Below are 24267 nucleotides of genomic sequence, written 5' to 3'. Positions count from 1 at the left end.
CTATCGTCTTCTAGTTAGTATAATCGCTTCGTGTTCGATTATCTGAACCGGAAAGGAACCAGGAATGGCGATCAAATCATCGATTTCCGATCTCGATGCGCAAATCGAGAAGCTGCGCGAACGCAAACGTCTGTTGATAGTTAAATCGGCCGAGCGTTTTGCCCGCGCCGCGACGAAATCCGGCTTGGCAGAGATGGAGATCGCCGATGAGGAGGTCGACCGGATCATCGAGGAGATCGCCGCGCGATTTCGCAAAGGGGAAAAGAAAGGGGGTGCTGGCCCCGCTCCTCAAACGCGCCGACCGGCAGATAGCAGCGCTGGAGCGCAGGGCCAGGTTCCACATGACGGCTGAACGCAAACGCGACACACGCGAGAAAATCCTGCTCGGCGGGATCGTCATCAAAGCCGGACTGTCGAAGGCGGATCGGGCGTTCCTGCTTGGCGGACTCATCGAACTGGCGCGACTGATGCCGGGCTCGCCCGAGCATCGGCGCCTCAGCCATATCGGCGAAGACGCTTTCAAAATCACTTCGTTGAACGGCATTCCGTCGCGTATCGAGGAGGTGGCTGAATGATAGCGAGAGGGAAGCCGCATCCGAGCCTGCTGTTCGTTTTCGCGCCTGTCGTGGTCACGGCAATTGCAGTCTACATTGCAGGCTGGCGTTGGCCTGGGCTCGCCGCCGGCATGCCGGGAAGGATGGAATACTGGTTCCTGCGAGCCGCACCTGTGCCGGCGCTGCTGTTCGGGCCGCTCGCCGGGCTACTGACCGTCTGGGCCTTGCCGCTGCATCGGCGAAGGCCGGTCGCGATGACAAGCCTTCTGTGTTATCTGGGCGTCTCCGCCTCCTATGCCATGCGCGAATTCGCGCGGCTTGGACCTTCGGTGCAAACCGGGGTCATCACATGGGATCGAGCGCTATCCTATCTTGATATGGTCGCAGTCCTCGGCGCTGTCGCGGGATTCCTGGCAGTGGCGGTATCGGCCCGCATCTCCGTCGTCGTGCCGGATGAGATCAACCGCGCCCGGCGCGGAACGTTCGGGGACGCCGACTGGCTGTCCATGGCAGCGGCCGCAAAACTGTTTCCGCCCGATGGGGAGATCGTCGTCGGCGAGCGCTATCGGGTCGACAAGGAAATTGTTCATCAGCTCCCCTTCGATGCAAACGATCGCGGCACATGGGGACAGGGCGGCAAGGCGCCGCTGCTGACATACAAGCAGGACTTCGATTCCACCCACATGCTGTTTTTCGCGGGATCGGGCGGATACAAGACGACCAGCAACGTTGTGCCGACGGCGCTCAGATATACCGGGCCCCTGATTTGCCTCGATCCCTCCACCGAGGTGGCGCCCATGGTCGTCGAGCACCGCACCCATGCGCTCGGGCGCGAGGTGATGGTGCTCGACCCCACAAACCCGATCATGGGCTTCAACGTGCTTGACGGGATAGAGACGTCGCGCCAAAAGGAAGAGGATATTGTCGGCATCGCGCATATGCTGCTATCGGAGAGCGTGCGCTTCGAAAGCTCGACGGGCTCCTATTTCCAGAGTCAGGCGCACAATCTGCTGACGGGGCTGCTTGCTCATGTGATGCTGTCGCCGGAATATGCCGGCCGGCGGAATCTGCGAAGCTTGAGGGAGATCGTCTCGGAGCCGGAGCCCTCGGTGCTCGCCATGCTGCGCGACATTCAGGAGAACTCGCAATCGGACTTCATCCGCGAAACTCTGGGTGTCTTCACCAACATGACCGAGCAGACCTTCAGCGGCGTCTATTCCACCGCATCGAAGGATACGCAGTGGCTGTCGCTCGACAGTTATGCCGCGCTTGTCTGCGGCAATGCCTTCAAACCGAGCGATATCGTTTCGGGCAAGAAGGACGTCTTCCTCAACATCTCCGCATCGATCTTGCGCTCCTATCCGGGCATCGCTCGTGTGATCATCGGCTCGCTCATCAACGCCATGGTGCAGGCCGACGGCGCCTTCCAGCGCCGGGCGCTGTTCATGCTCGATGAGGTCGATCTGCTCGGCTACATGAGGGTGCTCGAGGAGGCGCGCGACCGCGGCCGCAAGTACGGCATCTCGATGATGTTGATGTACCAGTCGGTCGGGCAGTTGGAGCGGCATTTCGGGAAGGATGGCGCGACGTCATGGATCGATGGCTGCGCTTTCGCCTCTTACGCAGCGATCAAGGCGCTCGACACGGCGCGCAACCTCTCTGCGCAATGTGGCGAGATGACGGTGGAGGTGAAGGGCAGTTCCCGCAACATCGGCTGGGACACGAAGAACAATGCATCCAGGAGATCCGAGAACGTCAACTTCCAGCGCCGGCCGCTGATCATGCCGCACGAGATCACCCAGTCGATGAGGAAGGACGAGCAGATCATCATCGTCCAGGGGCATAGTCCGATCCGCTGCGGCCGGGCGATCTACTTCCGGCGAAAGGAGATGGATCAGGCAGCGAAGGTCAATCGTTTCGTCAAACCGGTGCTATGATCGTGGTTTTATGAGCGGCCCACCTCGTCCTCGCCGGCATAGGCGTCGACGGCGTTTTCGAGTTCGGCAAAAAGCTCATCGGGCATCGTTTCGATAGTGCCGACGGTGCGTCGGTCTGCCTGCCTGATCAGTTGCTGATAATCTTCGATATTGAGGAGAACCAGCCGGGGTTTGTTCCGCTGGGTGATCGTCACCGGATGACGCAGCGCCTCGGCGATGATGTCGCCGGATTTACGTGAGAGGTCACTGGTTGAATACGTCCCGCTTGGCTTCGGCATTGGGCTTCCTTGCTATCGCTGGAATTTACAGCATTTACAACATTACTGCGATTGTTGTGAAACTTCGCAGCCGTCCTTCCTCGGCTCACTTGAGGGCCATCGGCAACTGAGAGGCAACCTCGTCTGTCGCCTCTCAGTATGTGAGATGGTGCTGCTACCACCATGACCAAACGACGCGCCCCGCATAGACCGGGATGCGAGTTGCCAACGTGATATCCTTGATGATCGGCGCCAGCGAGCCGAGTTCGTCCGCAATCAGCGCAACGAGCTCAGGATAGTTGATATCGACGCCAGTGTCGTCGGCAGCCCAAGCGCTCATCCAATCGCCGCCGTTGACGCGGAATTCATGCGTGTCGTAATCAATTTCGAGTTCGTCCAGCAGATTGATAGTGAAGCGCCCGAAAATCTCGATCTCGCCCTCCAGCTGATATTCGGCGAATTCATCCTCCCCGATGAGAACACTTCGTTCCAATTCCATGATGACGCTGATCCGATCGATTGCCGCGTCGAGCCCCTCAACCAGGCGATCGTGAAGCTCTCGCGAAAAATCGCTGTCGCAGCCGAAGCGGTTTGCCAGGACGACGAGCCGGAAGCCGGCAAACTTGGTGTAGAGTATGAGGTTCTGATCGGTTGTCATAATGTGATCTCCTTCGTTGATGACGGAGATCGGCCACTCTCTTGCAAAGAGGGGTCAAGGACCGCGGGACGCGGCTCGCAAGCGGGGGAACCGATTTTTCCAGAGCGCAGTGAAACGCAGCAGCGGAAAAATTGGGGGAGACGCGCCGTCCTTGACGCCGGATTTGCTGGAGTAAAATTGGACGTCAGAGAGAGAAGAGACCCGCGGACCCGAAGGGGACGCGACCGTTTCCGGCGTGAGCCGGCAGGAGGTGTCGAGGATAGAACCGCCGCCCTGCGGCTGGGCAATTCGCTCACGTCATTCCGCGAGAGGGGGCGTGACCGGAGGCGGAGACGGTGTTCGGGCTCCGTGAGCGGAGCGAATAGCACCCGGCCGCCGATTGGCCGGCTCGCCCAAATCCATGATCTTCGGCTTCAACGATCATCACAAAAATGAATCGGTGTGGGCCGACCGATTCATAAGTGTCGTTAGACGCAAAAGCTGGAAGAGGCGACTCTCCGTCATGCTCACTCAACCCTATCAGCTCTACATCGAACGCAGGGACGCGACGAAAAACATGGCGCGCTTCTACGCGCTCGCAATCGAACCGACGTTGTTCGGCACACCATGCCTGACGCGGCGATGGGGACGCATCGGAACGATCGGACAAGCCATGGTGCATCACTTCGACAGAGAGGAGGATGCAGTCCGTATGTTCCTCGAACTTCTCCGATCAAAACGGGCGCGCGGCTATAGGCCGAACACAAATGTCGGACGGGAACCCATGGTCCGGGCTGTCCGCGGAAGTCTTCCTGGTCCTTGCCGGTAATTATCGGCGTGAAGCGCAGCTTCGGGTCGACGCGCCGGTCGATCCGGCGTGCCGGCCCAGGCGAGGAGGCAAACGCCGCCTCAGAAGGGTGGCGCGGCGTCGATGGCGCCCTCCTGCTCGGCGATCGCTACCCTCAGTTCGGCCCGAGCGATCTCCAGCTCCGCTTCGATCTGGCGGCGCTCAGCCGGATCGGCGTTTCTGAGCTCGGCCCGCAGTTCCTCAACCTGAATTTCGAGTGCAATCGTCATCGTCGTCTCCTGAAATGTGAAAGATGACGCCCGGGGTCGTGAGGATCGGGCCGGGTCAAGGATCGCGTCAGCGACCGGCGGAGCCGGCGAGCGGAGGAACCGATTTTCTGACGGTGCCCTTCAGGGCGCCGGCTGAAAATAGGAGGGGCCGCGAAGTCCTTGAGGCGGCACGAGCCTCACGGCAGACTTCAAGTATCTGAGCAGACAGGGTCCTTGGTCTCGTGTGGCACGACAGGAGGATTGAAGGCGGGCTCGATGCCCGCTTTCAATCCCGCTATTGCGCGCAAAACCTGAGATACGGCGAAGCCGGCCCCGATTGCTCGGGGCCGCTCGCTTTGTTCTTCAGTTCGGGCTGTTCCAGAGGATCACCTTCTTGCTAGGATCGCCGCCGGGTGCCGGTGCGAGATTGCCGAAGATCACACCGATCTCGGGAGCCTCAAGCTTCACTGAGAGGTATTCCTCGCCGGTCTGCCGCGCGATGCGGTTCCAGGCGGCGCCGATCTCGAAGCCCGTCTTGCGGTGAATGACGCGGTAGTCGGGCGCTTCTTCGCTTGCCTTGCTGGCATTTGGGACGATGGCGATCGGGGCGTTGACCCGGATCGTGGCGAAGACGCCTTCGAGGATGCCGTCGGTCTTCTGCGTGAGCGTTGCGATCGTGGTGGCCATGGTTGTTGTCTCCTTCGGTTGCTCGGGACCATTCCCGATGGCGCACGAAGAGACGGCCGACCTGCTGCGGTCAGCTCGCCTGAAAATTTTGCAAAATTCTATTTTCCACCAGGATAAACGAACCGAAATCGAATTTTGCAAAAATTTCGGGCGAGTCTTACCCCTTCAGGGGTTGGCCGCCAAAGCAGGCGGTCGTCTATACGAGCGATATAAAACGGGAATGGTTCGGGGCAATCGAAGGAGACAACAAACCATGGCCTCCCGGTCCAAGCACTGGGGGATATTGGCCGCACACTCCACGGACGCTTCGCCCGCATGTCGATCAACACAATACCCTCGCCCGCTCCCGGCTGCGGCAGGCTGTGAGCACCTCGATAACATTTCTGCTGATCGGCGAGGTCGCCGCGGCACCGCATTGCCGTCTGCACACCGTGCTCCAATCCCGGGTGAAGCTGTTCACGCGGGCGTCGAATGAGTGATCTTCCCCAAACGTGCCCGCTCCCAAGCACCTGAGCCGCCGATGGGTCGCCAGGTACATCGCCATTGGCAAACACGCAACCGGAACGATCTGAGCCGGCTTCATCCGCGGAGCCAAGCTCGGTGAGATCACAAGGCAACAGGATCGGAGCAAGTCACAAACGGAATGCCATAAAGCGCGACATTTTGATCGTCCGAAACCAAATACGCTCCCTCCGCCACGGCTTGCGCCATGAGCAGATGATCGAAAGGATCGCGGTGATGAAGTGGAAGAGCAGCGAGAGCGATAAGATGCGCGTCCGAGATATCCAGCCGGTCGAAACCTTGATCCGGCAAAATCGCAACAATCTCTTCGATATCGGCATCAAGTTTGCCGATGCGCAGCTTCACAGTGATTTCCCAAAGGGAGACAGCACTGACGAGGACATCATTCTCGGGATCGCCAATAAGGCGACGCGCATGGTTCCCTAGCTTCTCGTCGTCGTTCAGCCACCACAGCAAGGCATGTGTATCGAGCAGCAGCCTCACGTCCCGTCTTCCATGGACTTCAGAACATCCGCCGGCAGACCATCGAAGTCATCGGCAACTTTGATCTTTCCGCGCAACGCGCCTGGTTTCCGCATGACGACGCCGGCTGACGGCGGGCCGATTTCGGCGACAACCTTGTGATGCGACGTCAGGACGAACCGCTGGCCGTCTTCGACCTGCTTGAGGAAAGACGTCAGGTTGCCGCGAAATTCCCGCACGCCGACACGGCGGGGAGATGGTATCTGCTGCCGAGATTGGGTCATGGCGAAGCTCCGTTTCAGCGGCAAATGTGTACACAATTTTTGCGAAATGCAAGCATCTCCTTCAGCCGTATGGACAGATGGCGCTTACGCGCCATCTCCCGCCGCTTGCCAAAACGGAGATGCCAAGTCGGCGGGCCTTGTCGGCAAGATTGCCGGTAATGCCGGAGCCGGGGAAGATGACGACGCCAGCCGGCATGACCGAGAGCATGTCGTCATTGCGGCGGAACGGTGCGGCCTTGGCGTGCTTCGTCCATTCGGTTTGAAGGCGATCTGTATCACCTTGCGCGCTTCTGCCCAGCAGGCAGCGATACGTTCGGCGCCCTTCGGCGAGCCGCCGTGCAGCAGCACCATGTCGGGATATTTGGCGAGGGCTTGATCGAGTTTCGCCCAGATTCGTTCGTGATCATTGTAGTCGATGCCGCCGCCGAAGGCGATCTTGGTGCCTGCCGGGATCAGCACTTCGGTCTCGGCGCGCCGGCGGGCGGATGGAAAGTCTCTGGAGTCGATCATCGCCGCGGTCATGTTGGCGTGGCTGACCTTGGAGCCCGTCCGCGGCCGCCATGCCGAGCCGCATTGGCTTCGAAGTGGTCGCCCGCATAGGCGCGCATGAACTCGAAGGCATTGCGGCGCTCAAGCAGCGTGATGCCTTCGGCAACGAGGCGCTCCAACTCGACACTCTTGACCTCCGAGCCGTCCTGCTCGCGCTGACCGTTGCGTTGGCTATCCTCATTACGCTGAAGCTCCCGCTGGATGCGCTCGCCGGCGCGGTGGAAGAGATTGACCGTCGACCACAGGAGGTCTTCGAGATCGGGCTCCAGGCGGGTATCGCCGAGCATTTCGAATAGAGCATCGAACATGGCGGTCAGCGCCGACTGGACGACCGGCTCCTCCGGCAGCGGACGCGGGTCCGGTTCATCCTGGAAGGGGCGATGGCCGTAGATCTGCATCTCGTAGATGAAACGGTCGGTTGGGGACGAGGCGGGGCGGGGCTCGAAGGCGTCGTCGATGGGAAGACTTAGGTTCAGATGGTCTCCGTCGGATTTGGGCCGCGCCTCTCGCGGCCTGACGGCGATCCCTGTCCACGCGGCAGACGGGCCGGAACCGCGGCGCCTGACGCCGCGGCGAAGCGCCGGGCGGCGGAAGGGAGGTTTCTTGCTGTGCCAGGAATGGCGGGCCGCACGCGGCCCAAGCCAGGGGAAGAAACCTGAGCGACCCGCTGAAGGCCCGCCCGCCGCATGGTAAGGGTCGCCTCTCGGCAGGCCCGCGGGCGGGCGCCTACCCGTGCGGCGACCGGCAGAGACCTGCCATCCTGTAGGCCCTCACGCCCTCACCTTCCCCGTCCGGCTCGATCATGCGGGCAGAAAGGCCAGAGCGTTTCAGAACGAGCTGCGCCCTGAGATTAGCGATGAGCCGTTCCGGACTGAGCCGGCGCAGATCCTCGTTGAAGTCGCCGAACTCCGGGGCAAGCACTAGCGGCAGGATCCCCAGCGCCTGGGCGCGGTAGCTCAATCCCTCGATACGTGCCGGCCGGCCGCATCGGCGTCAGCTGCGATGTAGAGACGCCGGCAGCCATCGGGCAGTCGGAAGGCGGCAAGGTGATCGGCGGTTCAGTGCCGGCCGGCTCGAAGGGCTGGGTAGCACGCGATTAGAACTCACTTCATGCTGGCGCAGCCTCTACATTTTGACCGGCTGACTTCTAATCAACGCACCGTTGACTTCTAATTATCATGATCGTTAATTTTAATTTTTGGAGGCTGGAATGCACGTATCTTCTTTCCTGCCTTGGCGTTGAAATCGGCCCCAGCGGCCGTAACATTTACATACTAACTATTTTGCGCTAGTAAAGTCCGCGAAGCTCATGCTACGCCTTCCTTTTACGGCTCGATCAGCCTTTGGCCAGGCAAGGGAGGAACGACGTGCGACAGTTTTTGATCGGCAACCAGGCGTTCGACGACAGTTCTCCAGAGTTTCTGCCGCAGCTCGAACGCGCTTACGAACAGAAGCTCAGGCCACTTTGCCCGTGTCGGCAACCGCCGGTGCCGATGTACATTGCCCGGATGGATGGCCAATTCCTGATCAAACGCATGCCGCTCTCAGGCCGGCAGCATGATCCCGGCTGCTCGTCTTACGACCCGCCGTATGAGCTATCCGGCCTCGGGCCGTTGATCGGCAACGCCATCCAAATCGACGCGGCGACCGGTGCGGCAACGCTGAAACTCAATTTTTCGCTGTCGAAACGAGGGGGCCGATCGACGTCGACATCGCCTTCGGAGCCGTCGGAGACTGTGCGAAGCGAGCCCAAGAAGCTCTCGCTCAGGGCGATGCTCCATTATCTCTGGGACATGGGGGAGCTGACGGAATGGACCTCGCTATGGGCCGGGAAACGCGGCTGGGGGCGCGTGCGCAGCAGTCTGGTGAACGCGGCAAAGCAGATGATCGTCCGCGGCGGCCCTCTCAGCGATATCTTGTTTGTCCCGGAAGTGTTTCATCAGGACGACAAAGAGGGGATTTCAGCGCGGCGTGCGGCTATGTTGGCCGGCGCCCAGTTAACCGGTCCCGGTCCGCGGAAACTGATGATGACCGTCGGAGAGGTAAAGGAATTTTCCTCAGCGCGCGATGGCCAGAAGATGCTGGTGCGCCACCTGCCTTTCCCCTTCATGCTCGATGAGGGGGCGTGGAAACGGTTGAATGCCCGATATGAAACCGAACTGGAACTGTGGCGATCCAACGAGGGGTTTCATCTCATCGTCATCGCCACGTTCGGCATTTCGGGAGCGGGGATAGCTTCGGTCGAGGAAGTGGCGCTGATGGTGGTCAACGAGAACTGGATCCCGTTCGAAACCATCCATGAACAGCGTCTCCTGGAGCGGCTCTCCAGCCTGAAGCGAAGGAGCGTGAAAGGACTCCGGTTCGATCTTTCGCGCGACCAGCCGATTGCCTCCGTGACCTTACCGGAGGCAAGGCCAGCGCCGATCGCCATGTTCATCGTTCCGACGAAGGCCGACGAAGACTACGACGTTGCATTGAATGAGATGATCGCCGCGAGAGCCGAGATGACGCCGTGGATCTGGCGTGTAGCCGACGGCGAAATGCCGCGGCTGCCATAATCCACACCAGCCTCCTTGGTCAGCGACGTAGACGCCCTAAAAGGAAGCCATCGAGCGGGCGATCTCGACTGCGTGAAGCTATATCCCGGTCAAATCGGCCCAGAGAACTCTCTGCCATTTCTGCATAGCTGCACTGCACAAAAAATGTTTACCAAGCGGTCAAAATATGAGCATATTGCCTCCAGTTGATGCAATCGATGGTTTTCCTCCCAGTGCCATCGTATCAGCTGTTCCCCTCTGGAGGTTATTGACCTTCACACCTTAAAGGGCCCTGGTTTTCCAGCGGCCCTATTTTTCTGCATAGTTGGTGAGGCGGCCCCCTTTGCATTGCATGACCACATCGAAAGCGGAGCGCTTGCGGTTGGCGGGTAACCCACGCTTCAAGTTGGCGGGTCGAGCTTGTTCGCCGCGCGCTCCTATGGCACCCAGAAATCGGAGATGGAAAGCGGAGCATATTTCAGTTATTGCAGTTATAAGCGACTTGCCCTATATACATGGTCAGAGGTGTTCGCCATGACCAGCCATGTTCTTCAATTTACCAAATTGTCGGATCGCGACCGCAAGGCCGTCGCGCCTATGCCAAATCTGGCGGAGGGCGACCAACTGGAACTACGGATTCGCCGTGAAGGTGGACAACTTCAAACCCTTTCTCTCCCAGCCTCGGCTCTCGCACCTGTCGAAGCACTCCTCGATCATCTGTTGCGCGGCAAGCGTGTTGCCGTGCTCACGGAAGATCAGGAATTGAGCCCGACCGACGCCTCCACCATCCTCGGCATCTCACGTCCTCTCGTGGTGCTGCGCATGGATCGCGGCGATCTGCCCTTCCGCTATGTCGGCAAGCACCGCCGAGCCAAGTTGAAGGATGTTCTCGCGCTCAAGGACAAGCTCGATGCTCGCCAGAAAAGCCTCGACGCGCTGGCCGAGGACACAGAGGATCTGATCGTCAATCATGGCCTCTAAGCCGCCTGTCGCGGTCTATGATGCCTGCGTCCTCTACCCTTTCCATTTGCGTAATGTCTTGGTCCAGTGTGCTTTCGACGGTCTCGTCGACGCACGCTGGACCGACGACATCCACGCCGAGTGGATTCGCAATCTGGCCATCGGCTCACCCGATATACCCTTCGCCCGTCTGAAAGCGACCCGTGATCGGATCAAGGAAGTTTTGCCCGATGCCGATGTCGGCAACCACCGAATTCTCATCCCCGACCTCTCGCTACCGGATCCGGATGATCGTCATGTTTTAGCTGCAGCCATCGCCGGAAAGGCTTCTCTGATTGTCACGTGGAATCTCAAGGATTTCCCAGCCGCGGACCTTCGGCCTCATGGGGTGGCCTGCGTGTCGCCAGACAATTTCCTCGTGGGCCTCCATTCCACGTTTTCGAGCGCATTGATCGACAGCATCAGGCGCGGCCGGTTGAATTTACGGAAGACGGTGCCGGCGGTTCACGAATTCATTGATGCACTGGACCATCAGGGGCTCCGCGCGTTTTCAGTGGTCCTGCGTGAGAAGGCCGCACAATTGGACTGACGGTCGAGACCGACAGAATTGTTTGAGGCCCGGACGCAACCCGTTAAGCTCGATCCGACGAAGAGCGGCCGAGGTCAGTCGCGGCGTCTCGATAGTAGATCTCGCTCACCCGAAACCGGCCGTCGATCCGCTTGCATTGGATGATGATGTCGACCGCGATCGTCAACATCTCGCGGATGTCGTGCCGTTCGAGGTCCCCACCACCCTCCGACTCCTTGACCAGCAAAGTCAGCTGCTCAAAGGCGAGGCGGGCCGAGTCGGCATGGACCGTGGTGATGGAGCCAGGATGGCCGGAGTTGACATTGCGGATGTAGTAGAATGCCGTCCCGTCCCGCAGCTCCTGCAGCAAAATGCGGTCGGGCCGCATGCGCAGGCAGGATTCGAGCAGGTCCTTCGCGCCGACCTTGGCGAGCCCCTGCCCGCCTTTGGAGTAAAGGAGCCGAACATGGTTGGGCTGCGGGACCACCAGCTCGGGAGTGTCTTCGATCGAAATAATCCGCTCGCTTTGCGGAATGTGGCGGATCAGCGCTTTCGATAGAGTTGTTTTTCCCGACCCGGTGGCGCCGGAGATGATGATGTTCTTTCTTGCAAACACCGCCTCCCGGAGAAACGCTTTGTAGGCGCCAATGCGATAGTATTCCAACAGCCTTTGGTCCGATTGGCTCGCGTCGCCGTCGACCCGCAAAACGTCGGCGAACAATCCTCCATGATCGAGATCCTCAAGGGTCAGCGACACGGAGGACGGCTTGCGGATGGTGATGCTGACGGTTCCCTTCGTCGTTGCCGGCGGGATGACGATCTGGATCCGCTCATCATCCGGCAGGGTCGCCGACAGGATCGGCCGCGTCTCGTCGATCGATTGATCGGAGAAGCTCGCGACGGCGCGAGCGAGACGCATCAGCCGGTCGAACGAAAGTTCGGGCATCTCATAGGTCTGCCATCCGTCCCTACCCTCCGTGACGACCTGTCCCGGCAGGTTGACGACGACCTCATAGAGCGTCTTGTCGCGTAGGAAGCGTGATAGTGGCGAAAGCAGTTCGCGCACGACGCCGGAGTCGGCAGCTTCAGTCATTGCCGAACCTATTTTGTCACGAGCTTCGAGGAGGGGCTGAAATCCCCAAGGACAGCACGGTCGTAGACGCGATTGCGGGGCTCGGTCACGCGAAGCCGATAAACGCTTGAGAAGTCGAGGTCGCGTGCGACGAAGATCGAAACCAACTCGCCCTGATGTTTCATGAGCGTCGGCGGAATGTTGATCGACTGCTCGACGGCGATCGCCGCGGCCTGCTGACCGGCGCTGGTGGTATTTTGCGCTTCGACGTCGCTGTCCTGCAGCCGGCTGCTGGCATAGGAACTGGCATCACCGACGATCGACAGGAGCATTGCGCTGCCGAACCGCTCCCACCAATGGGTGTCCACATAACCATCGATGCCGGCCCGGCCAAGCGCATCGGTCGCCGGCGAAGCCAAAGTGATGATCACGCCTTTCGGCGTCTTCGCCCGGTTCCAGAGAACGAACAGGCGCTTTTGGCCACGGCGAAGACCGCCGCGATATTCTCCGACGATCTGCGTGCCTTTTTCCATCAGCACCACACGGCCATTATCTGAGAGAACGTCCCGGTTGATGACGCAGCTCGTGAACCCTGGCTGATCGGAGGAGAGCGCGGTCTCGAGAACGCAAGGAATGGATGTCCCCATTGCGACAATGAAATCGCGGTTGCCCAACGTGCCGGCGCGCGATCCCTGCAACTGCGTCGGCGTCAGCAAGCGGTTGAAGCGCTGGTCTTCGTTTTCACCCTGCGAGGCGAAGCCGCCGGGATTGGCGCCGAGCGGCACGTAATTCGAGGCCTGATCCGACGCCTCGCCCTGATCCTGCCGCCGCGTGGCCGGCGATTTCTCGCCGCCATAGGCGATGACCGGCGCACGGCGGGCAGCGTCGAGCAGCTTGTCATCCTCGGTCGGCGCCTGCTCGGCGGCGACAGGCGTCGGGAGCTGAAATTGCGGCGGTGTCGCCACCGGCTGTGGCTCCTTCGCCGGTTCGAAATCCGATGTCTGCCGGATGACAACGCGCTCCGGCTGGGCACCGTCTGACGGTTTGTCCTGCCCTCGCATCGACCAGAGAGCGAAGGCGACAAAGACGACGATCGCCAACGCGACAGTGCCGCGTTTGAGGGTGGGGTTATTGTCGAGCCGGCCACCGGCCGCCGTCTCGGCCCGCTCGCCCGGAATCTGGGCAATCTCTTCCTCGGCCATGTCACCTCCTATTGCGCCGCGCCGGGCGGCACTTTGACGACGCGCTCGACCGACGGTGACGTCGTGTTGGTCTCGGAATTGATGCCGACGCGATCGTAGGCTTCGTTGAAGACGCAAAGCACGTCGCCGCCCCGGCGCAGGATGAACTTGCGGCTGATCGCGTGAACAAGGACGAGATTGCCGTCGACCGACTTCGAGACCAGGCTTTCGCTGCCGTCGGAATTTTCCATATAGATCGCCGGCATTTCCTGGTTGCCGGCGAAGGCGAAGGTCGTGACCTTGCCGTTGTCATAGACCGCTTGCGGTTCGAGCGCTTGGGATCCTTGCGCCGAATAACGCCAGTTGCGCGGTCCATAGGCTTCGTGAAGGGCAAGCACGCGATCGGCCTCACCGGCCTGCGCCGCCTGCGCGCGCGCAGCTGCTTCCTGGCGGTGCCGCTCCGCTTCATCAGCGGGATAGCGATATTTCACATAGAAAAAGGTGTTCTGACCGGCTTCAACGCTTCCGTCGCGGACAGTGAGTTCCATCTGGTAGCTGCGGGTCGAGCCGTCCCGTCGTGTCGTCACGACCGAGATATTCGTCACCGGCTGATTTTCCCTGGGCTTCAGGAACAGGATGTTGCCGGCCGGCGCCACTTCCCAAGCAACGCTGTTGCCAAGCGCCACATGAGCGATTTCCTCGTCGGCGGCGAATTCGATTTGCACCGAAGACCGCAGCGTGCCGACGACTTTGGTGATGTTATAGGGCTGGTAGTCGACGAAACGGATGCGGTTGTCCTGCGCGGCGCCGCGCGGCGTCTCGAGGGCGAGCGCTGCAGACGAAAACCCGGTGGTCAGAATGAGCGGAAGGAGAAAGTGCAGTCTCAATTGATGGCCTCCGGATCGGCGCGATATTCGCTGACGACGAAGCCGAGCGGATTGGTCAGCCGGTCGGTCGAGGACATCGGAGCGTTGGCATAGGAGAAGGTCAGGGTCGTAACCCAGTGCGTGGTGCGCACCTCGTCACCGCGGGTCACGGTCCTCATATAGCGGACGGATGCCACATTGGCGTTGATCAGCGAGATGGAAACAATGTTGATCCGCGACGTGGCGCTGCGGCCATAAATGTTCTGCGGGGAATCGGGATTGCTGCCGCGGTAGACTGCGGCAAATCGAGTCTGTTCCGGCTGCGTCGACAGCAAGGCGACGGTGCGGAAATTCTCCTCGCCCTCGCTCCAGACGTAGCCCTCGCGGGCGCGGACATATTTGGCCGCGAAATATTTGGTGACGGCCTCGTCGTAGGTGCCGGCGGCCGACGTCAGCGCCGAGACTACGTCAACGATGCCTGTGGAATTATCGACCCGCACGACGAAAGGCTCGACGGTTTTCAAAGGAGTGAGGCCGGCAACGGCAAAGACGGAAACGGCAGCAAGCGTGCCGGCGCAAGCAGCGACGAACCAAGCGATGCGGGCGGAACGCTCGACCTGGATCATCCGGTCCTGATCGAACCGGCGGGCTTTGTCGAAGTAACTTTTGAGGTTATTCGTGGTCACCATGTCATTCGCCCTCGCATGGACGGTAGGAGCCCGCGACATCGAAATGCGCGAAAGCGGCCGGTGTGGCTGAAGATGGTTCCGGCACATAGGCGGCGGCGTGACTGGTCGGCTCAGCGGGAACGGCCCGGGTCGCCGGCTGCTCGCCTCCACTGTCCTGCCATTGCCACATGGCGCGGTTCAGCGGCCGGCGGGAATAACCATCACATTTGGGCAACGGGTGGGAAATCGAACCGCAGCCTACGAGACCGGCGGTCAGCAAAAACGATAAAACGATACGGAGCATCCCAAAAAAACCTGTTCAATTGTCTGAAGCGTTGGTGGCCGTCATTCGGTCCGGCCTGGAGTCAGGCGGCGGCCAACGGAACGCGCGCCTCGGCCGACCGCTCTGACTGTGTGGGATGTCGCCCAGGCGAGCGTGCTTTCATGCGCATCGCGGGCGGCGCCGTAGCCGTAGGTGAGCGACGCCCCGCCCGCCGCGAGAGCTGAAGCGATGCCGGGCAGTTGGTAGAAGACGTAGAGTGCGGCAACGCAAATGGCGCAGAGCGCGATCGGCCGCATAAGCACGTCACTATAGCTTTCGATCGCCGTAAACGTCGTGTCGATGCAGGTGATCAGCAGCGAGCCGATCGCCACCACCAGCACCTGCAGGATGACGAAGTTGGCGAGTTGGCCGATCCAGGATTCCGTGAATCGGCGGGTCGACTGGAACATGGCGAGCGCGATGAAGATCGGACCTATTGCCAGCACGATGGCAAGCGCCAGCCGGGCATAGAGCGAAACTATATAACCGATCGCCGCGACAAGAAAACTTGCGCCGATAACCAGCAGGCCGCCCACGCCGGTGACGATATCGATAGGCCACGAACCCCGCGACCATATCTCTTTGGCGCACCTCTGGCCCTTATCCAGCAGGCTGTCGAATGTGGAGGCGCTCGGCGCCGCGCCGGAGTTCAGCGCCTGCGAGATTTCGTGCGGCAGCGCATCGAAAAAGATATTGGTGACGTAGGTTTGATACTCGCCGGCATTCCTCACCAGCATGACGATGATGGCGAGCTTCATCGCTCGGAAAGCGAATTCGAGGATCGGTTCCTGCACGGAGCCGCGCAGAACGAGATAACCGTAGAGCACGACATAAAGTGTAAGTGCGGCCGTCAGCGGGCCGCTGACCCAGCTGGCGATATTGGAGGTGCCCGACGAAATGAAGTTCTCGAGCGGTGCCTTGAACTGCCCGTCGACGAAGCTGAAGACCTGATACATCGTCAGCCTCCCAACGATTTGCCCATCCGCTCCAGCCGCAGCTTGCCGTCGGCCGCCTCGGCGTTGCGGCAATTGGGCGTATCACGGAGTTCTCCGGGATTGTTACGGCATTCGCCGATGATTTTCGCGAGCAGAGCATCGTCCGCCATGAACTCATCGACCGTGTAAATCTTCTCCGCCTGCGGGGAGCAGGCCGCCAGAAAAAGCATTGCCGCGCTAAAAAGAAGCCACTTCATTTGAGCGCCGCTCCCATCGTGTCCATGCGCTTGCGCCAGTCCTCGGCCTTGCGTTGGTCATCGACCTGCACCTGGGCCTGCTGGACCATCTGCAGGCCCTGCATGCGCAAGACGTCGGTTTGCAAGAAGGCGGTTTCGGCCTGGAGGCGGGCCTGCAGATCGGCGATGTCCTTGGCGTCGGCAGCACCGGAGATTTTCTGGCGAAGCTCATCGATGCCGCCGATGCGCTTGGTCGCCGCATCGTAGATCTGCCGGCCGAGGCTCATCTGCCCGGCGTTCTGGTTCTGGATGCGCGACAGTTCCTGCGCATAGAAATCGTCGGCATCGGTGCGATAGCTGGAGTTATCCTGAAGGAATTTCGAAGCGGAACTGCCGAAGACGCCGCTGCCGGAACCTTGGAACAGGCCCTCGATTGCGTTGAAGTCCTGCGGAAGCGCCTTGCGGATCGACGGATCGTTCAGCAGGTTGGCGACGTCGGCCATGTTGGTGATCTTGTTCAGCGAGCCGTAGAGCTGCTGGGCTTGCTGGAGCTGCTGGTTCAAGGCGTCGAGCTGGGACTTCAGCTGCGTGATGCTCTCAATCTGCTTGGCGATCGATGTCTGATCGATGACCGGGATGCCCTGGGCCGACGCCAGCATCGCCGACGCTAAAAGAGCGGCCGATACAAATAATGGCCGCATCGTTCCTGTTCGGATCATGCTGTCTTCCTCCTCTGATGAAACACGGCAAGCCAATCCTCCCGTCCCTCGCCGATCTCCAAACGGATAGCATCGGCAAGCTCGACATTGGCCGTCCGGCCGGAGAGGATGGCAAGTTCGTCGTCGAAGCCGTTGAGGTTCAGCTCGGCGACAACGCTGTTGTGCCCCTGCTTGACGATGAACCGGCGGCTCTCGACGGAGAGCTCGCGCGAGATGAGCTCGAATTCACGTTCGGTCAGCTTGAAACCGTCGACATAGTCGGCGCGGTCGCCGCGCGGGTTCGGAAGAAAGATCTGGGTCGGGCACTGCTCGATGATCGTGTGGGCGATCGGCGATACGATGGCGTCGCGCGGGCTCTGGGTCGCAAACAGCATGAGACCGTTCTGCTTGCGGATCGTCTTGAGCTTGTTCTGGGCGAGATCACGAAAGCCTTCGTCCTGCAGCGCCTTCCAGAACTCGTCGATGACGATGATGATGCGACGCCCGTCGATCAGCTGCTCGATGCGATAGAACAGGTAGGCCATCAACGGCGTGCGGATCTCCTCATTGTCGAGGAAATCGGTCATGTCGTAGCCGATGAACCTGGGGCCGATACCGATATCGTCAGCCTCGTTGTCGAAGACCCAGCCAAGCGGCCCGCCCCTCTCCCACCGTCGCAGACGTGCGGCAATGCCCTCGGGATCGGTATTGTTGAGGAAGGTGCGCAGGGCGCCGATGGAGCGACGCTCCACCGGCAGGTCCGCCACCCCGTCGACCGCCGAGGTGATGTCGCGCAACTCGGTAATCGATAATTCGCCAGGTCCGGATCGGACCAGCTTGGCGATCCAACCGGTGAGGAATACTTTGTTTTCCGCAGTGAATTCCAGTGCTTTCAACGGCGCGCAGCCGGTGGCGACACCATTTCTCAGCGGCAGATAGGTGCCGCCGGCCGCCCGCACGAAGAGATCCGCGCCGCGGTCCTTGTCGAAAAAGACCATATGCGGATCGTGCTTTTCGAGCTGCGACAGCATGAAGTTCAACAGCACCGTCTTGCCCGCACCCGACGGGCCGCAGACGAACGTGTTGCCGAGGTCGCCGTGGTGAAAGTTGAAATAGAAGGGCGAGCCGGACGCGGTCTTGAGCATGGCGACCGCCGGTCCCCACTCGTTGCCGTCCTTCTTGCCCGCCGGATAGGAATGATAGGGAGCAAGGGCTGCGAAGTTGCGCGACGTGATCGCTCCCGAGCGCGCGCGATAGCGGAAATTGCCCGGCAGTTGTGCCCACCAAGCAGCCTCGAGCCCAAGATCCTCGCGGGCGACGACCGCGCCGCCGCTGGTGAGATAGGCGCGCGCCTTCGCCATGTGATCGGTCAGTTCCTTGACCGAGGGAGCGAAGACGGCAAGCGTAAGATGATGTTCCCCGAGAACGAAGCGATTGGATTCGAGATCGTCCATCGCCTCACCGAGTTCCTCGATCTGCGAGGCTGCCTTGTCGCCGGCACTGACCATCTGGTTCTGCTTGCGACCCATGATCGTGCGGGCATCGGCCTTTGAGGTGAAGGCGAAGGACTGCGTCAGGATGAGCTCGAAAGGTGCGGTCAGGATAGCGTCGAGCATGCCGCTGCGCGTCGTCGCCGGATATTCCTTGAAGCCGAACATGCCGGCATAGCGGCTGTCGGCCTCGTGACGGATTTCAATGGTTTCGCGCCCAAAAATCACCCGGTCGGAATAGATCGCCGAGGAAATTCGTCCCTCCGTCAATGCGATCGGCTCCCGCCGTCCACCGACGATCTGGTGGAGAACTTCGCTCGGCTCGGAGAAAAGGATGCCGTCATGTTCGTGGAGGGTAAGCTGCCGCGGCCCAAAGCGCTGCAGGCCGGCGGCGACATCCGCCACCCGGTCACGCAGATGCTTCAGAGCCTGCCCGTCGAGCTCGGCATCGGATCGGCGCGCCTTGCTGAGTCGAGAGAGAAGCTTGGCGGCCTTTTCGGCGGGATCCCGCCCGGGATGCCAGACAAGGGTGAGGTAGAGATCGTTGCCAAACAGGTCTTCATTCACCATCCGCTCCCGATATCGCGCGTTCAGACCGTCGGAAAAGGGATTGGCGAAGCGTCCCTCGGGATAGGCATTGTCGCGGCGGCGCACCATATGCGTCCAGAGCGCCAGTCGCTCGTCGGCGATATTGCGATAGAGCGTGTTCAGGCTGCGGTGCAGGCCGTTGAGATTCCTGACGTCTGATGTCTCGAAGGAAACGCCGTCGAGAGCGATCATTGTCATCAACGCTCGGGATTCGAGCGCAATGGTCGTCTCGTCGACATGCCTGACATAGGGAATGAAGGTTTCCGGCCCTAGCTCGCGCGACCGGAGCGTCGCAATGTTAGACAAAGCTGAGATCCCTTTCGTCATAACGCCGGGTGAGCTTCAGAGGCGAGAGCGTGGCGCCGCCCCAATACGCGGTATTGCGGGAGCGGCCACGGGTTTCGATCCACGCAATGAGGATCCGAAACATATTGTGGTCGTGCTTGACGAGCGCGCGAAACAGGACATGGAAAACGATACCGACCAGCGCGTAGGCGATTGATCCCGCAGTGATGTAAAGGATGGTCGTCAGCATGATGTTGACGCCCATCGCCTCCATCGTCACGCCAGCGATCATTGCCGGGCGCGTGCAGGCGAGAAACAACGTGTCGTCTTCGAGACTCGGAATGCTCGCCATAGCGCTCAATTCCCCACGATGGTATTGACCAGCTCGGTGGCGCCGAAAATGCCGCCGATCCCGATGATCCAGAAGCCGGCCCGCCTCAAATCCATGTAGCCAAACATCCAGGCGATGCAGATGATGATGACGGCGATAACGGCCAGCAGACGGGCGATATTGCCGGTCAGCATGTCGACAATATTCTGCAGCACGGTTTCGATGCCGGCGGCCTGGGCGAACGCTGGCTCGACCAGGCAGATGACAATGGCGGCCGCCATGAGCGTGGATGCGGCAAGGGGGCGAAGTCTGGCTTTGAAGATCATTCACTTTGCTCCGATCGATCATTTTGGAAAACGAGAACCGAGGATTGCCGCCTTGAGCTGAACACGTCCCAGGATGGGGCCTCGACGGCTTGGGAGGGTTGTAAAGGCGGTTCGGGAAGTGCTGGTACCACCTCATCCTGTGGCTGCCCGCCCGACCCGTCCTGGTCAGCGCGTTCGCCAATGGTGAGCGAGGCAAGCGTTGGCGATAACTGCTTTGCTTCCTGGCGTACCTGCTCGTCATATTTGGCCATGGCGCCGAGGGATGGATCATCGCGGCCATAATAGGACTGGAGCATCACCCTTTCGGCCTGAGCCGGATCCCCCGCGCGTAATGCGGCGCGGTAGTATCCGTCGAGAAGCGTGGCCGTGGCCTTGAGGTTCCGGCAGGGATCGAAGGCGTCGGCGACGGATAGCTTTAGTTTCTGAAGGTGCTCGATGCCAAGGCCGCCAAGGCCGATCTGGATATCCTGGCGATCGGCAATCAGGGACGTGGCAACCTCGATCGCCTCCGCCTTCGATACGGGTTGAGCGGCCAGCGGCGGGCCCGTGTTGATGCGGATGGCGAAGGGCTGAAACCGGCTCTCGAGGCTGACAATGCCGGCCAGCGTCTCGACCTGAACCATCGGCGCACAGGTTTGCGCGATTTCGACGAATGCAGCACCCATCGGTCAGTACCAAACGCGCTGTTTACCGGCGCCGTCGATGGTGACATCGACATAGTGCGGCTGCGATCGCACATTCGGACGACTTATCGGATAGCCCATGCACTGGCGGTGCCCGTCCACGCGCTGCCAATGTGGCGACAGGACCGAATTGTCGCGGGAAGTATAGTCGTTCCCATCCCAGCAGAGGCTGTTGCTCACCGGCTGCGGCGATGTCGACACGCAGGTTGCTTGCCGACCGCCGCGACCGCTATCAGTCGTGAGCTTGTACCCCGCATCGCAATAATAGGGTTCATAGCCCGGCCGCGAACTCTGAAAACCGACGCCGCTACAGGTCGGGAATAAGTGCCCCTCGGCAAGCTCCCGCCACAGCTTCTGGATCGGCGGCCGGCATTCGGCATATTGCGTCGGCCCGCCGGGATTGGAAAGGCATAGGATAACCTGGCATCCCCAATCCTCGGCCCGCGCGTTACTGCCGAAAATAAGATAGGGTGGCGCAACGAAGCAGACCGTAAGCAGTGAATTCAGGAGAAGGCTTTTCATGAACAGGATCCTTCGAGACGATGGCGCCCTATTGCGTTTCGGGAGACTCAATCTGCCTGCCCGCGTTTATACTGTCGTATATAACATAGTTAAATGACATGACAAGCGCGATTAAAACGCAATGGCACAACCTTGCCTTCTCGGGACTCATTCTCCATGAGATCCTCGACCATCCGCTGGAGGACGAGACCCCGCAGGCGAGGCTGAAGCAGATCGGCATGATGACGATCCTCTATACGATGACTCAGGCCCATCAGAAGCTAACCCTCTCTAATATAATTGAGATTACCGAGCTAACACGCAGCGGTGTGAAGGAGACGGTCGACCTTTTGGTAAAGCGGGGAATGCTGGTGGAGACGATGGGGAAGAACGCCATGGGCCGGGGGACGGCGCGGCAATTCGAGATCTCTCAGGACCTCCTGAGCAAGCTGAGCTCTTTCCGCGCCAGCCAGGAGGCGGGGTTAAACTGACTGATCTTCGGCTTTAATGGAGTGAGATGCGAATCATCCGCCAGCCCGATCGCATGGCTGCCGGTAGTCATCAGGGACGATCAGGCAACCCGTCCGCAGGCGGGTTGCAATCAAACAATGAAGAGTATCGGAGAAATCAGCATAGCGGCGCCGTGAGGCGGATTTCGGGAATTCTCGCCACGCTAAGGGCGGAACAAGGGCAGCCGCAGGAGCCTCAGCATAGCGGCCGTCAAGGGAGGCGGGACCGACTGCCCCCGCCCGTGCGTTCCCTATCTCCGTCGCCGCTCAGCATATGGAGCGCGTTGCGCACCGGCGAACTCGGCTGGAACATGACCTACCGGTGAGGGCGCCGATGGTTGGCTCTCCAGTGTCTATCCGGCATTACGCGCCAAGCGAAAACAGATTTCATGAACGGGTCCAACGCGTTTGGACGGAGAGATCGCTAATCCCAGGCAGGATCTGACGAAACAGGAAAGACGTTGTTTGCAGCTTTTATCCGACGGCGATAGTGACGGTGCTATCCATAGGAGACTGAAACTTATCCATTCAAACCGTCCGCCTCCATCTTTCCAATGCGCGCCAGCGGCTGCAGGCACCCGCTCGTGTTGAGGCCGCGGCCAAAGCTGTCAGCGCAAATTTATCAAAGCAATATTTTTTGCTAGTTCCAAATAGATCATCCGACGACCCGCTGTCATCAACGCTTCTCTCGATGCTACGCACGACGACTCGTTCGCGCGGGACATCGTTCTCGTTCGCCCTCGGCGGACGATGGCTTCCGCCATCGCGATGCTAAGGGAGGATCTGCCGGAGGAGGTTGCAAGCCTGCACAGTCGCGTGATTTTCAGCATCGACGGTCGAGGGGATGCGCTGGTTCTCACCACGGGCCGCATGACGACGCCGTCGGAATACTTCGCGCGTCACTTCAATATGCCGGTGAACACGCCCCACTAGCTGCGCGAGGTCAATGCCTGACGATTTTAGACGCCGGTTCGCGGGATAGGAGCTTGCGGCCGTCGGGTCGCGGCAGTGGGCGGCGTCCGGGTGGCTAAGAAGGAGACGGCTCACGCCGCCTCCTCCTCGTTGAGGTCCGGCTGCAAGTCATGCAGATAGTCGACCGCGCGCTGGGCATGAGCTGCCGCTGAAAAGATGGCACGCTTGTCGCTGCCGAGAACCTTGAGCCAGTCATCGAGATAGCTTGCATGGTCGGGGCGTGGTTCGAGCTCGGGGACGATACCAAGATCGGCGCAGAGAAAGCAGCTGCCGAGTTCGGCAATGAGCTCTTCGCGGGCGCGTTCGCTCCTGTCTTTCGCATAGCGGCTGAGATCCCGATCGAGCCTTCGCGGTGCAGCGGTCCAGTGCGTCATCTCGTGACTGAGAACGGCGACATAGGATGCATCGTCCCGGAAGGCGTCGAAGCACGGCATCTGGATGTAGTCACGGGCAGCAGCATAATAGGCCGCCGATCCTCCATGGCGGATCAGGGCGCCGGTATTGGCAAAGAAGCGGCCGGCAGCACCGATGCGGCTCATCCAATCCTGGTCAGGCGCGATGGAATGGGCAAGGCCATCAAGGCCGGTGATCTGGTCGGTGTTGAACACGGTGTAGGTTTTGAGGAAGGGGATGTCGCGTTCGATTTCGGCGCCTGTCTCCGTCGTCTCGGCGCGGATGAAAGAGCTGGCGAAGACGACGGTCGTGCCGGTTTCGCCCCTGCGGACGGCGCCGCCGAGCTCGATTGCCTGGCGAAACGTCATCCACCTTGGTGATGCAAAGCCGCGGGCGATGGCTTCAGACCAGAGGAGCAGAGCATTGATGCCGGTGTAGGGTTGGCCATTGTGGCGCAGTGGCCGGCTGACCTCGGCTGTCCAGCCTCCCGTCGTCCATGGCTTGGTCCATGGACGGACGCCCTGTTTGAGATCGGCGATGATCTTGGTGGTGATGCGGCTGTAGATATCGGATCGTTGATTGGATTGCTGCCTGTTCATCTCTGAACCTCCGTTCGAGGTCGCGGCCATCGCGACCTGCTACGGCGGTCCAAAAGCCAGGCTGCAAGTGCGGCCAGCACCCGCAGGGCCGCAACGAAGTGAAGGACGGCAAAGCCGTTGCGGGCAGCGCGAGCCTGGCAGGACCAAAAGCCGGGGCAGGACGGGATGCAGCAACACCACGGCGAGACAGGTTTGAAACCCAGGCAGAAATGAAAAATCCAGTCTATTACGCAAGGCGGGAGCGTCCGGGATGAATCGATGGACCCGAAGCGTGGCATCGACCTTGCGCGGCCGTTCCTCGTCGACGCAATGGAGAAGGTTAGCAACGAGAGTGCCATTTCGTCGAGGAAGCCAAGACCGCCGAGACCAAACTCGTAGTCTTCGCGCGCATGCATTCGACCCGTACCTCAGCCCCTACTTCGTCGCCAACCAGGACAAGATGCGGGTAGAGTTCGAGGATCCGTATATCCTCATCCACGAAAAGAAGCTATCGAACCTGCAGTCCTTGCTGCCGGTAAGTTGAGGTCTGATGGAGCATTCCAATCGGCCGACCGCCTTCAGCAAATAGGCAGAACCATTACGAAATCACGGCGCAATCGCTG

The 24267-nt window shown here is 60.4% G+C and carries 29 protein-coding genes and 3 pseudogenes; 10 read left to right on the top strand and 22 right to left on the bottom strand.

What is annotated here, in order from left to right; genetic code table 11:
• The first annotated feature begins 64 nt into the window (after positions 1–64).
• From EFQ99_RS30720 to traG, 3 genes are read left to right on the top strand one after another with little or no spacing between them, the layout of a single operon-like run.
• Complete coding sequence (locus tag EFQ99_RS30720) at positions 65–352, top strand: TraC family protein (protein ID WP_012490308.1); 288 nt, start codon at positions 65–67, stop codon at positions 350–352.
• A complete protein-coding gene (locus EFQ99_RS30715) occupies positions 342–575 on the top strand; it encodes a conjugal transfer protein TraD (protein WP_012490309.1) in 234 nt (77 codons plus the stop codon). Before EFQ99_RS30720 ends, EFQ99_RS30715 begins: the two co-directional genes overlap by 11 nt.
• Complete coding sequence (gene traG, locus EFQ99_RS30710) at positions 572–2491, top strand: Ti-type conjugative transfer system protein TraG (protein WP_097603307.1); 1920 nt, start codon at positions 572–574, stop codon at positions 2489–2491. Before EFQ99_RS30715 ends, traG begins: the two co-directional genes overlap by 4 nt.
• Before the next feature lie 8 nt (positions 2492–2499).
• On the opposite strand, the gene EFQ99_RS30705 is transcribed toward traG, so the two are convergent.
• On the bottom strand, positions 2500–2769 hold the full coding sequence (locus EFQ99_RS30705) for a type II toxin-antitoxin system prevent-host-death family antitoxin (RefSeq protein WP_008536018.1): 270 nt from the start codon (positions 2767–2769) through the stop codon (positions 2500–2502).
• A gap of 154 nt (positions 2770–2923) precedes the next feature.
• Positions 2924–3406: a hypothetical protein gene (locus EFQ99_RS30700; protein ID WP_004676098.1), complete on the bottom strand. Its 483-nt coding sequence runs from the start codon at positions 3404–3406 to the stop codon at positions 2924–2926.
• Positions 3407–3908: 502 nt separating this feature from the next.
• On the opposite strand from EFQ99_RS30700, the gene EFQ99_RS30690 reads away from it, so the two are divergent.
• The gene (locus EFQ99_RS30690; RefSeq protein ID WP_004676097.1) at positions 3909–4214 is read left to right on the top strand and encodes a WGR domain-containing protein; all 306 of its coding nucleotides are present in this window, start codon (positions 3909–3911) and stop codon (positions 4212–4214) included.
• Between the two features lie 80 nt (positions 4215–4294).
• On the opposite strand, the gene EFQ99_RS35225 is transcribed toward EFQ99_RS30690, so the two are convergent.
• From EFQ99_RS35225 to EFQ99_RS35725, 6 genes and pseudogenes are all read right to left on the bottom strand, one after another.
• Positions 4295–4462, bottom strand: a complete 168-nt coding sequence (locus EFQ99_RS35225; protein WP_004676096.1) for a hypothetical protein — start codon at positions 4460–4462, stop codon at positions 4295–4297.
• A gap of 342 nt (positions 4463–4804) precedes the next feature.
• Positions 4805–5128: a DUF736 domain-containing protein gene (locus EFQ99_RS30685; protein WP_004676095.1), complete on the bottom strand. Its 324-nt coding sequence runs from the start codon at positions 5126–5128 to the stop codon at positions 4805–4807.
• A 606-nt stretch (positions 5129–5734) separates the two neighbouring features.
• Positions 5735–6133 (bottom strand): type II toxin-antitoxin system VapC family toxin, encoded by a 399-nt coding sequence (locus EFQ99_RS30675; protein WP_008536014.1) that lies wholly within the window; start codon positions 6131–6133, stop codon positions 5735–5737.
• Positions 6130–6396, bottom strand: coding sequence for a type II toxin-antitoxin system Phd/YefM family antitoxin (locus EFQ99_RS30670; protein ID WP_004676093.1), 267 nt, complete (start codon positions 6394–6396; stop codon positions 6130–6132). The genes EFQ99_RS30675 and EFQ99_RS30670 overlap by 4 nt, the downstream gene beginning before the upstream one ends.
• 84 nt (positions 6397–6480) lie before the next feature.
• Positions 6481–7421 (bottom strand): annotated as a pseudogene (locus EFQ99_RS30665) (DUF2493 domain-containing protein).
• Between the two features lie 324 nt (positions 7422–7745).
• Positions 7746–8003, bottom strand: a pseudogene (locus EFQ99_RS35725) (toprim domain-containing protein); the annotation flags it as partial.
• A 309-nt stretch (positions 8004–8312) separates the two neighbouring features.
• Here EFQ99_RS35725 and EFQ99_RS30655 point away from each other — a divergent pair.
• The 3 genes from EFQ99_RS30655 (at position 8313) to EFQ99_RS30645 (ending at position 11031) form a co-directional block, all read left to right on the top strand.
• Positions 8313–9503: a DUF1173 domain-containing protein gene (locus EFQ99_RS30655; RefSeq protein WP_064820021.1), complete on the top strand. Its 1191-nt coding sequence runs from the start codon at positions 8313–8315 to the stop codon at positions 9501–9503.
• Positions 9504–9941: 438 nt separating this feature from the next.
• The gene (locus EFQ99_RS30650) at positions 9942–10463 is read left to right on the top strand and encodes a MerR family transcriptional regulator (RefSeq protein WP_064820043.1); all 522 of its coding nucleotides are present in this window, start codon (positions 9942–9944) and stop codon (positions 10461–10463) included.
• Positions 10453–11031, top strand: coding sequence for a PIN domain-containing protein (locus EFQ99_RS30645; protein ID WP_097592260.1), 579 nt, complete (start codon positions 10453–10455; stop codon positions 11029–11031). Before EFQ99_RS30650 ends, EFQ99_RS30645 begins: the two co-directional genes overlap by 11 nt.
• Positions 11032–11074: 43 nt before the next feature.
• On the opposite strand, the gene virB11 is transcribed toward EFQ99_RS30645, so the two are convergent.
• From virB11 to EFQ99_RS30580, 13 genes are read right to left on the bottom strand one after another with little or no spacing between them, the layout of a single operon-like run.
• Positions 11075–12103 carry a P-type DNA transfer ATPase VirB11 gene (gene virB11 / locus EFQ99_RS30640; RefSeq protein ID WP_097603308.1) on the bottom strand — a complete coding sequence of 343 codons (1029 nt, stop codon included), beginning with the start codon at positions 12101–12103 and terminating at the stop codon, positions 11075–11077.
• Positions 12104–12111: 8 nt separating this feature from the next.
• The gene (gene virB10, locus EFQ99_RS30635; protein WP_064820018.1) at positions 12112–13284 is read right to left on the bottom strand and encodes a type IV secretion system protein VirB10; all 1173 of its coding nucleotides are present in this window, start codon (positions 13282–13284) and stop codon (positions 12112–12114) included.
• Between the two features lie 8 nt (positions 13285–13292).
• On the bottom strand, positions 13293–14150 hold the full coding sequence (virB9, locus tag EFQ99_RS30630) for a P-type conjugative transfer protein VirB9 (protein ID WP_064820017.1): 858 nt from the start codon (positions 14148–14150) through the stop codon (positions 13293–13295).
• Positions 14147–14818: a VirB8 family type IV secretion system protein gene (locus EFQ99_RS30625; RefSeq protein ID WP_064820016.1), complete on the bottom strand. Its 672-nt coding sequence runs from the start codon at positions 14816–14818 to the stop codon at positions 14147–14149. Before EFQ99_RS30625 ends, virB9 begins: the two co-directional genes overlap by 4 nt.
• Before the next feature lies 1 nt (position 14819).
• Positions 14820–15101, bottom strand: a complete 282-nt coding sequence (locus EFQ99_RS35720; RefSeq protein ID WP_081278376.1) for a hypothetical protein — start codon at positions 15099–15101, stop codon at positions 14820–14822.
• Positions 15102–15142: 41 nt separating this feature from the next.
• Positions 15143–16075, bottom strand: coding sequence for a TrbL/VirB6 family protein (locus EFQ99_RS30615; protein ID WP_011053372.1), 933 nt, complete (start codon positions 16073–16075; stop codon positions 15143–15145).
• Between the two features lie 2 nt (positions 16076–16077).
• Positions 16078–16311 (bottom strand): EexN family lipoprotein, encoded by a 234-nt coding sequence (locus EFQ99_RS30610; protein ID WP_008537008.1) that lies wholly within the window; start codon positions 16309–16311, stop codon positions 16078–16080.
• Positions 16308–17009, bottom strand: coding sequence for a P-type DNA transfer protein VirB5 (virB5, locus tag EFQ99_RS30605; protein ID WP_097603309.1), 702 nt, complete (start codon positions 17007–17009; stop codon positions 16308–16310). Before virB5 ends, EFQ99_RS30610 begins: the two co-directional genes overlap by 4 nt.
• Positions 17006–19372 carry a VirB4 family type IV secretion/conjugal transfer ATPase gene (locus EFQ99_RS30600; RefSeq protein WP_097603310.1) on the bottom strand — a complete coding sequence of 789 codons (2367 nt, stop codon included), beginning with the start codon at positions 19370–19372 and terminating at the stop codon, positions 17006–17008. Before EFQ99_RS30600 ends, virB5 begins: the two co-directional genes overlap by 4 nt.
• Positions 19365–19703: a VirB3 family type IV secretion system protein gene (locus EFQ99_RS30595; protein ID WP_040111789.1), complete on the bottom strand. Its 339-nt coding sequence runs from the start codon at positions 19701–19703 to the stop codon at positions 19365–19367. Before EFQ99_RS30595 ends, EFQ99_RS30600 begins: the two co-directional genes overlap by 8 nt.
• A gap of 5 nt (positions 19704–19708) precedes the next feature.
• Positions 19709–20008 carry a TrbC/VirB2 family protein gene (locus EFQ99_RS30590; RefSeq protein ID WP_040111788.1) on the bottom strand — a complete coding sequence of 100 codons (300 nt, stop codon included), beginning with the start codon at positions 20006–20008 and terminating at the stop codon, positions 19709–19711.
• Positions 20005–20673 carry a lytic transglycosylase domain-containing protein gene (locus tag EFQ99_RS30585; RefSeq protein ID WP_097603311.1) on the bottom strand — a complete coding sequence of 223 codons (669 nt, stop codon included), beginning with the start codon at positions 20671–20673 and terminating at the stop codon, positions 20005–20007. Before EFQ99_RS30585 ends, EFQ99_RS30590 begins: the two co-directional genes overlap by 4 nt.
• A 3-nt stretch (positions 20674–20676) precedes the next feature.
• A complete protein-coding gene (locus tag EFQ99_RS30580; RefSeq protein WP_040111786.1) occupies positions 20677–21213 on the bottom strand; it encodes a hypothetical protein in 537 nt (178 codons plus the stop codon).
• 98 nt (positions 21214–21311) lie between these two features.
• Here EFQ99_RS30580 and EFQ99_RS30575 point away from each other — a divergent pair, with 98 nt between their 5' ends.
• Entirely contained in the window at positions 21312–21683 is a 372-nt protein-coding gene (locus EFQ99_RS30575; RefSeq protein WP_004673403.1) for a hypothetical protein, read from the top strand.
• 768 nt (positions 21684–22451) lie between these two features.
• The gene (locus EFQ99_RS30570; protein WP_016737443.1) at positions 22452–22634 is read left to right on the top strand and encodes a hypothetical protein; all 183 of its coding nucleotides are present in this window, start codon (positions 22452–22454) and stop codon (positions 22632–22634) included.
• Positions 22635–22744: 110 nt separating this feature from the next.
• Here the strand turns inward: EFQ99_RS30570 and EFQ99_RS30565 are convergent, their stop codons facing one another.
• Positions 22745–23665, bottom strand: a complete 921-nt coding sequence (locus EFQ99_RS30565) for an ArdC family protein (RefSeq protein ID WP_004673402.1) — start codon at positions 23663–23665, stop codon at positions 22745–22747.
• A 294-nt stretch (positions 23666–23959) separates the two neighbouring features.
• Between EFQ99_RS30565 and groEL the strand changes: the two are divergent.
• Positions 23960–24182 (top strand): annotated as a pseudogene (gene groEL, locus EFQ99_RS35715) (chaperonin GroEL); the annotation flags it as partial.
• Positions 24183–24267: the final 85 nt, after the last annotated feature.

The organism is Rhizobium vallis (assembly GCF_003985155.1).
Classification (GTDB): domain Bacteria; phylum Pseudomonadota; class Alphaproteobacteria; order Rhizobiales; family Rhizobiaceae; genus Rhizobium; species Rhizobium vallis.
Note: the sequence above shows the minus strand (reverse complement) of the source record. Positions and strands in the feature narration are given on the sequence as shown.

Bases quoted from the DNA above. Each gene is read 5' to 3' on its own strand.
- EFQ99_RS30565 (WP_004673402.1), bottom strand. From the start codon at position 23,665: ATGAACAGGCAGCAATCCAATCAACGATCCGATATCTACAGCCGCATC.
- EFQ99_RS30650 (WP_064820043.1), top strand. From the start codon at position 9,942: ATGGAAAGCGGAGCATATTTCAGTTATTGCAGTTATAAGCGACTTGCC.
- EFQ99_RS30715 (WP_012490309.1), top strand. From the start codon at position 342: ATGACGGCTGAACGCAAACGCGACACACGCGAGAAAATCCTGCTCGGC.
- EFQ99_RS30615 (WP_011053372.1), bottom strand. From the start codon at position 16,075: ATGTATCAGGTCTTCAGCTTCGTCGACGGGCAGTTCAAGGCACCGCTC.
- EFQ99_RS35720 (WP_081278376.1), bottom strand. From the start codon at position 15,101: ATGCTCCGTATCGTTTTATCGTTTTTGCTGACCGCCGGTCTCGTAGGC.
- EFQ99_RS30570 (WP_016737443.1), top strand. From the start codon at position 22,452: ATGGCTTCCGCCATCGCGATGCTAAGGGAGGATCTGCCGGAGGAGGTT.
- EFQ99_RS35225 (WP_004676096.1), bottom strand. From the start codon at position 4,462: ATGACGATTGCACTCGAAATTCAGGTTGAGGAACTGCGGGCCGAGCTC.
- EFQ99_RS30580 (WP_040111786.1), bottom strand. From the start codon at position 21,213: ATGAAAAGCCTTCTCCTGAATTCACTGCTTACGGTCTGCTTCGTTGCG.
- EFQ99_RS30585 (WP_097603311.1), bottom strand. From the start codon at position 20,673: ATGGGTGCTGCATTCGTCGAAATCGCGCAAACCTGTGCGCCGATGGTT.
- EFQ99_RS30670 (WP_004676093.1), bottom strand. From the start codon at position 6,396: ATGACCCAATCTCGGCAGCAGATACCATCTCCCCGCCGTGTCGGCGTG.
- EFQ99_RS30705 (WP_008536018.1), bottom strand. From the start codon at position 2,769: ATGCCGAAGCCAAGCGGGACGTATTCAACCAGTGACCTCTCACGTAAA.
- EFQ99_RS30645 (WP_097592260.1), top strand. From the start codon at position 10,453: ATGGCCTCTAAGCCGCCTGTCGCGGTCTATGATGCCTGCGTCCTCTAC.
- EFQ99_RS30595 (WP_040111789.1), bottom strand. From the start codon at position 19,703: ATGGCGAGCATTCCGAGTCTCGAAGACGACACGTTGTTTCTCGCCTGC.
- EFQ99_RS30720 (WP_012490308.1), top strand. From the start codon at position 65: ATGGCGATCAAATCATCGATTTCCGATCTCGATGCGCAAATCGAGAAG.
- EFQ99_RS30575 (WP_004673403.1), top strand. From the start codon at position 21,312: ATGACAAGCGCGATTAAAACGCAATGGCACAACCTTGCCTTCTCGGGA.
- EFQ99_RS30625 (WP_064820016.1), bottom strand. From the start codon at position 14,818: ATGGTGACCACGAATAACCTCAAAAGTTACTTCGACAAAGCCCGCCGG.
- EFQ99_RS30690 (WP_004676097.1), top strand. From the start codon at position 3,909: ATGCTCACTCAACCCTATCAGCTCTACATCGAACGCAGGGACGCGACG.
- EFQ99_RS30700 (WP_004676098.1), bottom strand. From the start codon at position 3,406: ATGACAACCGATCAGAACCTCATACTCTACACCAAGTTTGCCGGCTTC.
- EFQ99_RS30590 (WP_040111788.1), bottom strand. From the start codon at position 20,008: ATGATCTTCAAAGCCAGACTTCGCCCCCTTGCCGCATCCACGCTCATG.
- virB11 (WP_097603308.1), bottom strand. From the start codon at position 12,103: ATGACTGAAGCTGCCGACTCCGGCGTCGTGCGCGAACTGCTTTCGCCA.
- traG (WP_097603307.1), top strand. From the start codon at position 572: ATGATAGCGAGAGGGAAGCCGCATCCGAGCCTGCTGTTCGTTTTCGCG.
- virB5 (WP_097603309.1), bottom strand. From the start codon at position 17,009: ATGATCCGAACAGGAACGATGCGGCCATTATTTGTATCGGCCGCTCTT.
- virB10 (WP_064820018.1), bottom strand. From the start codon at position 13,284: ATGGCCGAGGAAGAGATTGCCCAGATTCCGGGCGAGCGGGCCGAGACG.
- EFQ99_RS30610 (WP_008537008.1), bottom strand. From the start codon at position 16,311: ATGAAGTGGCTTCTTTTTAGCGCGGCAATGCTTTTTCTGGCGGCCTGC.
- EFQ99_RS30685 (WP_004676095.1), bottom strand. From the start codon at position 5,128: ATGGCCACCACGATCGCAACGCTCACGCAGAAGACCGACGGCATCCTC.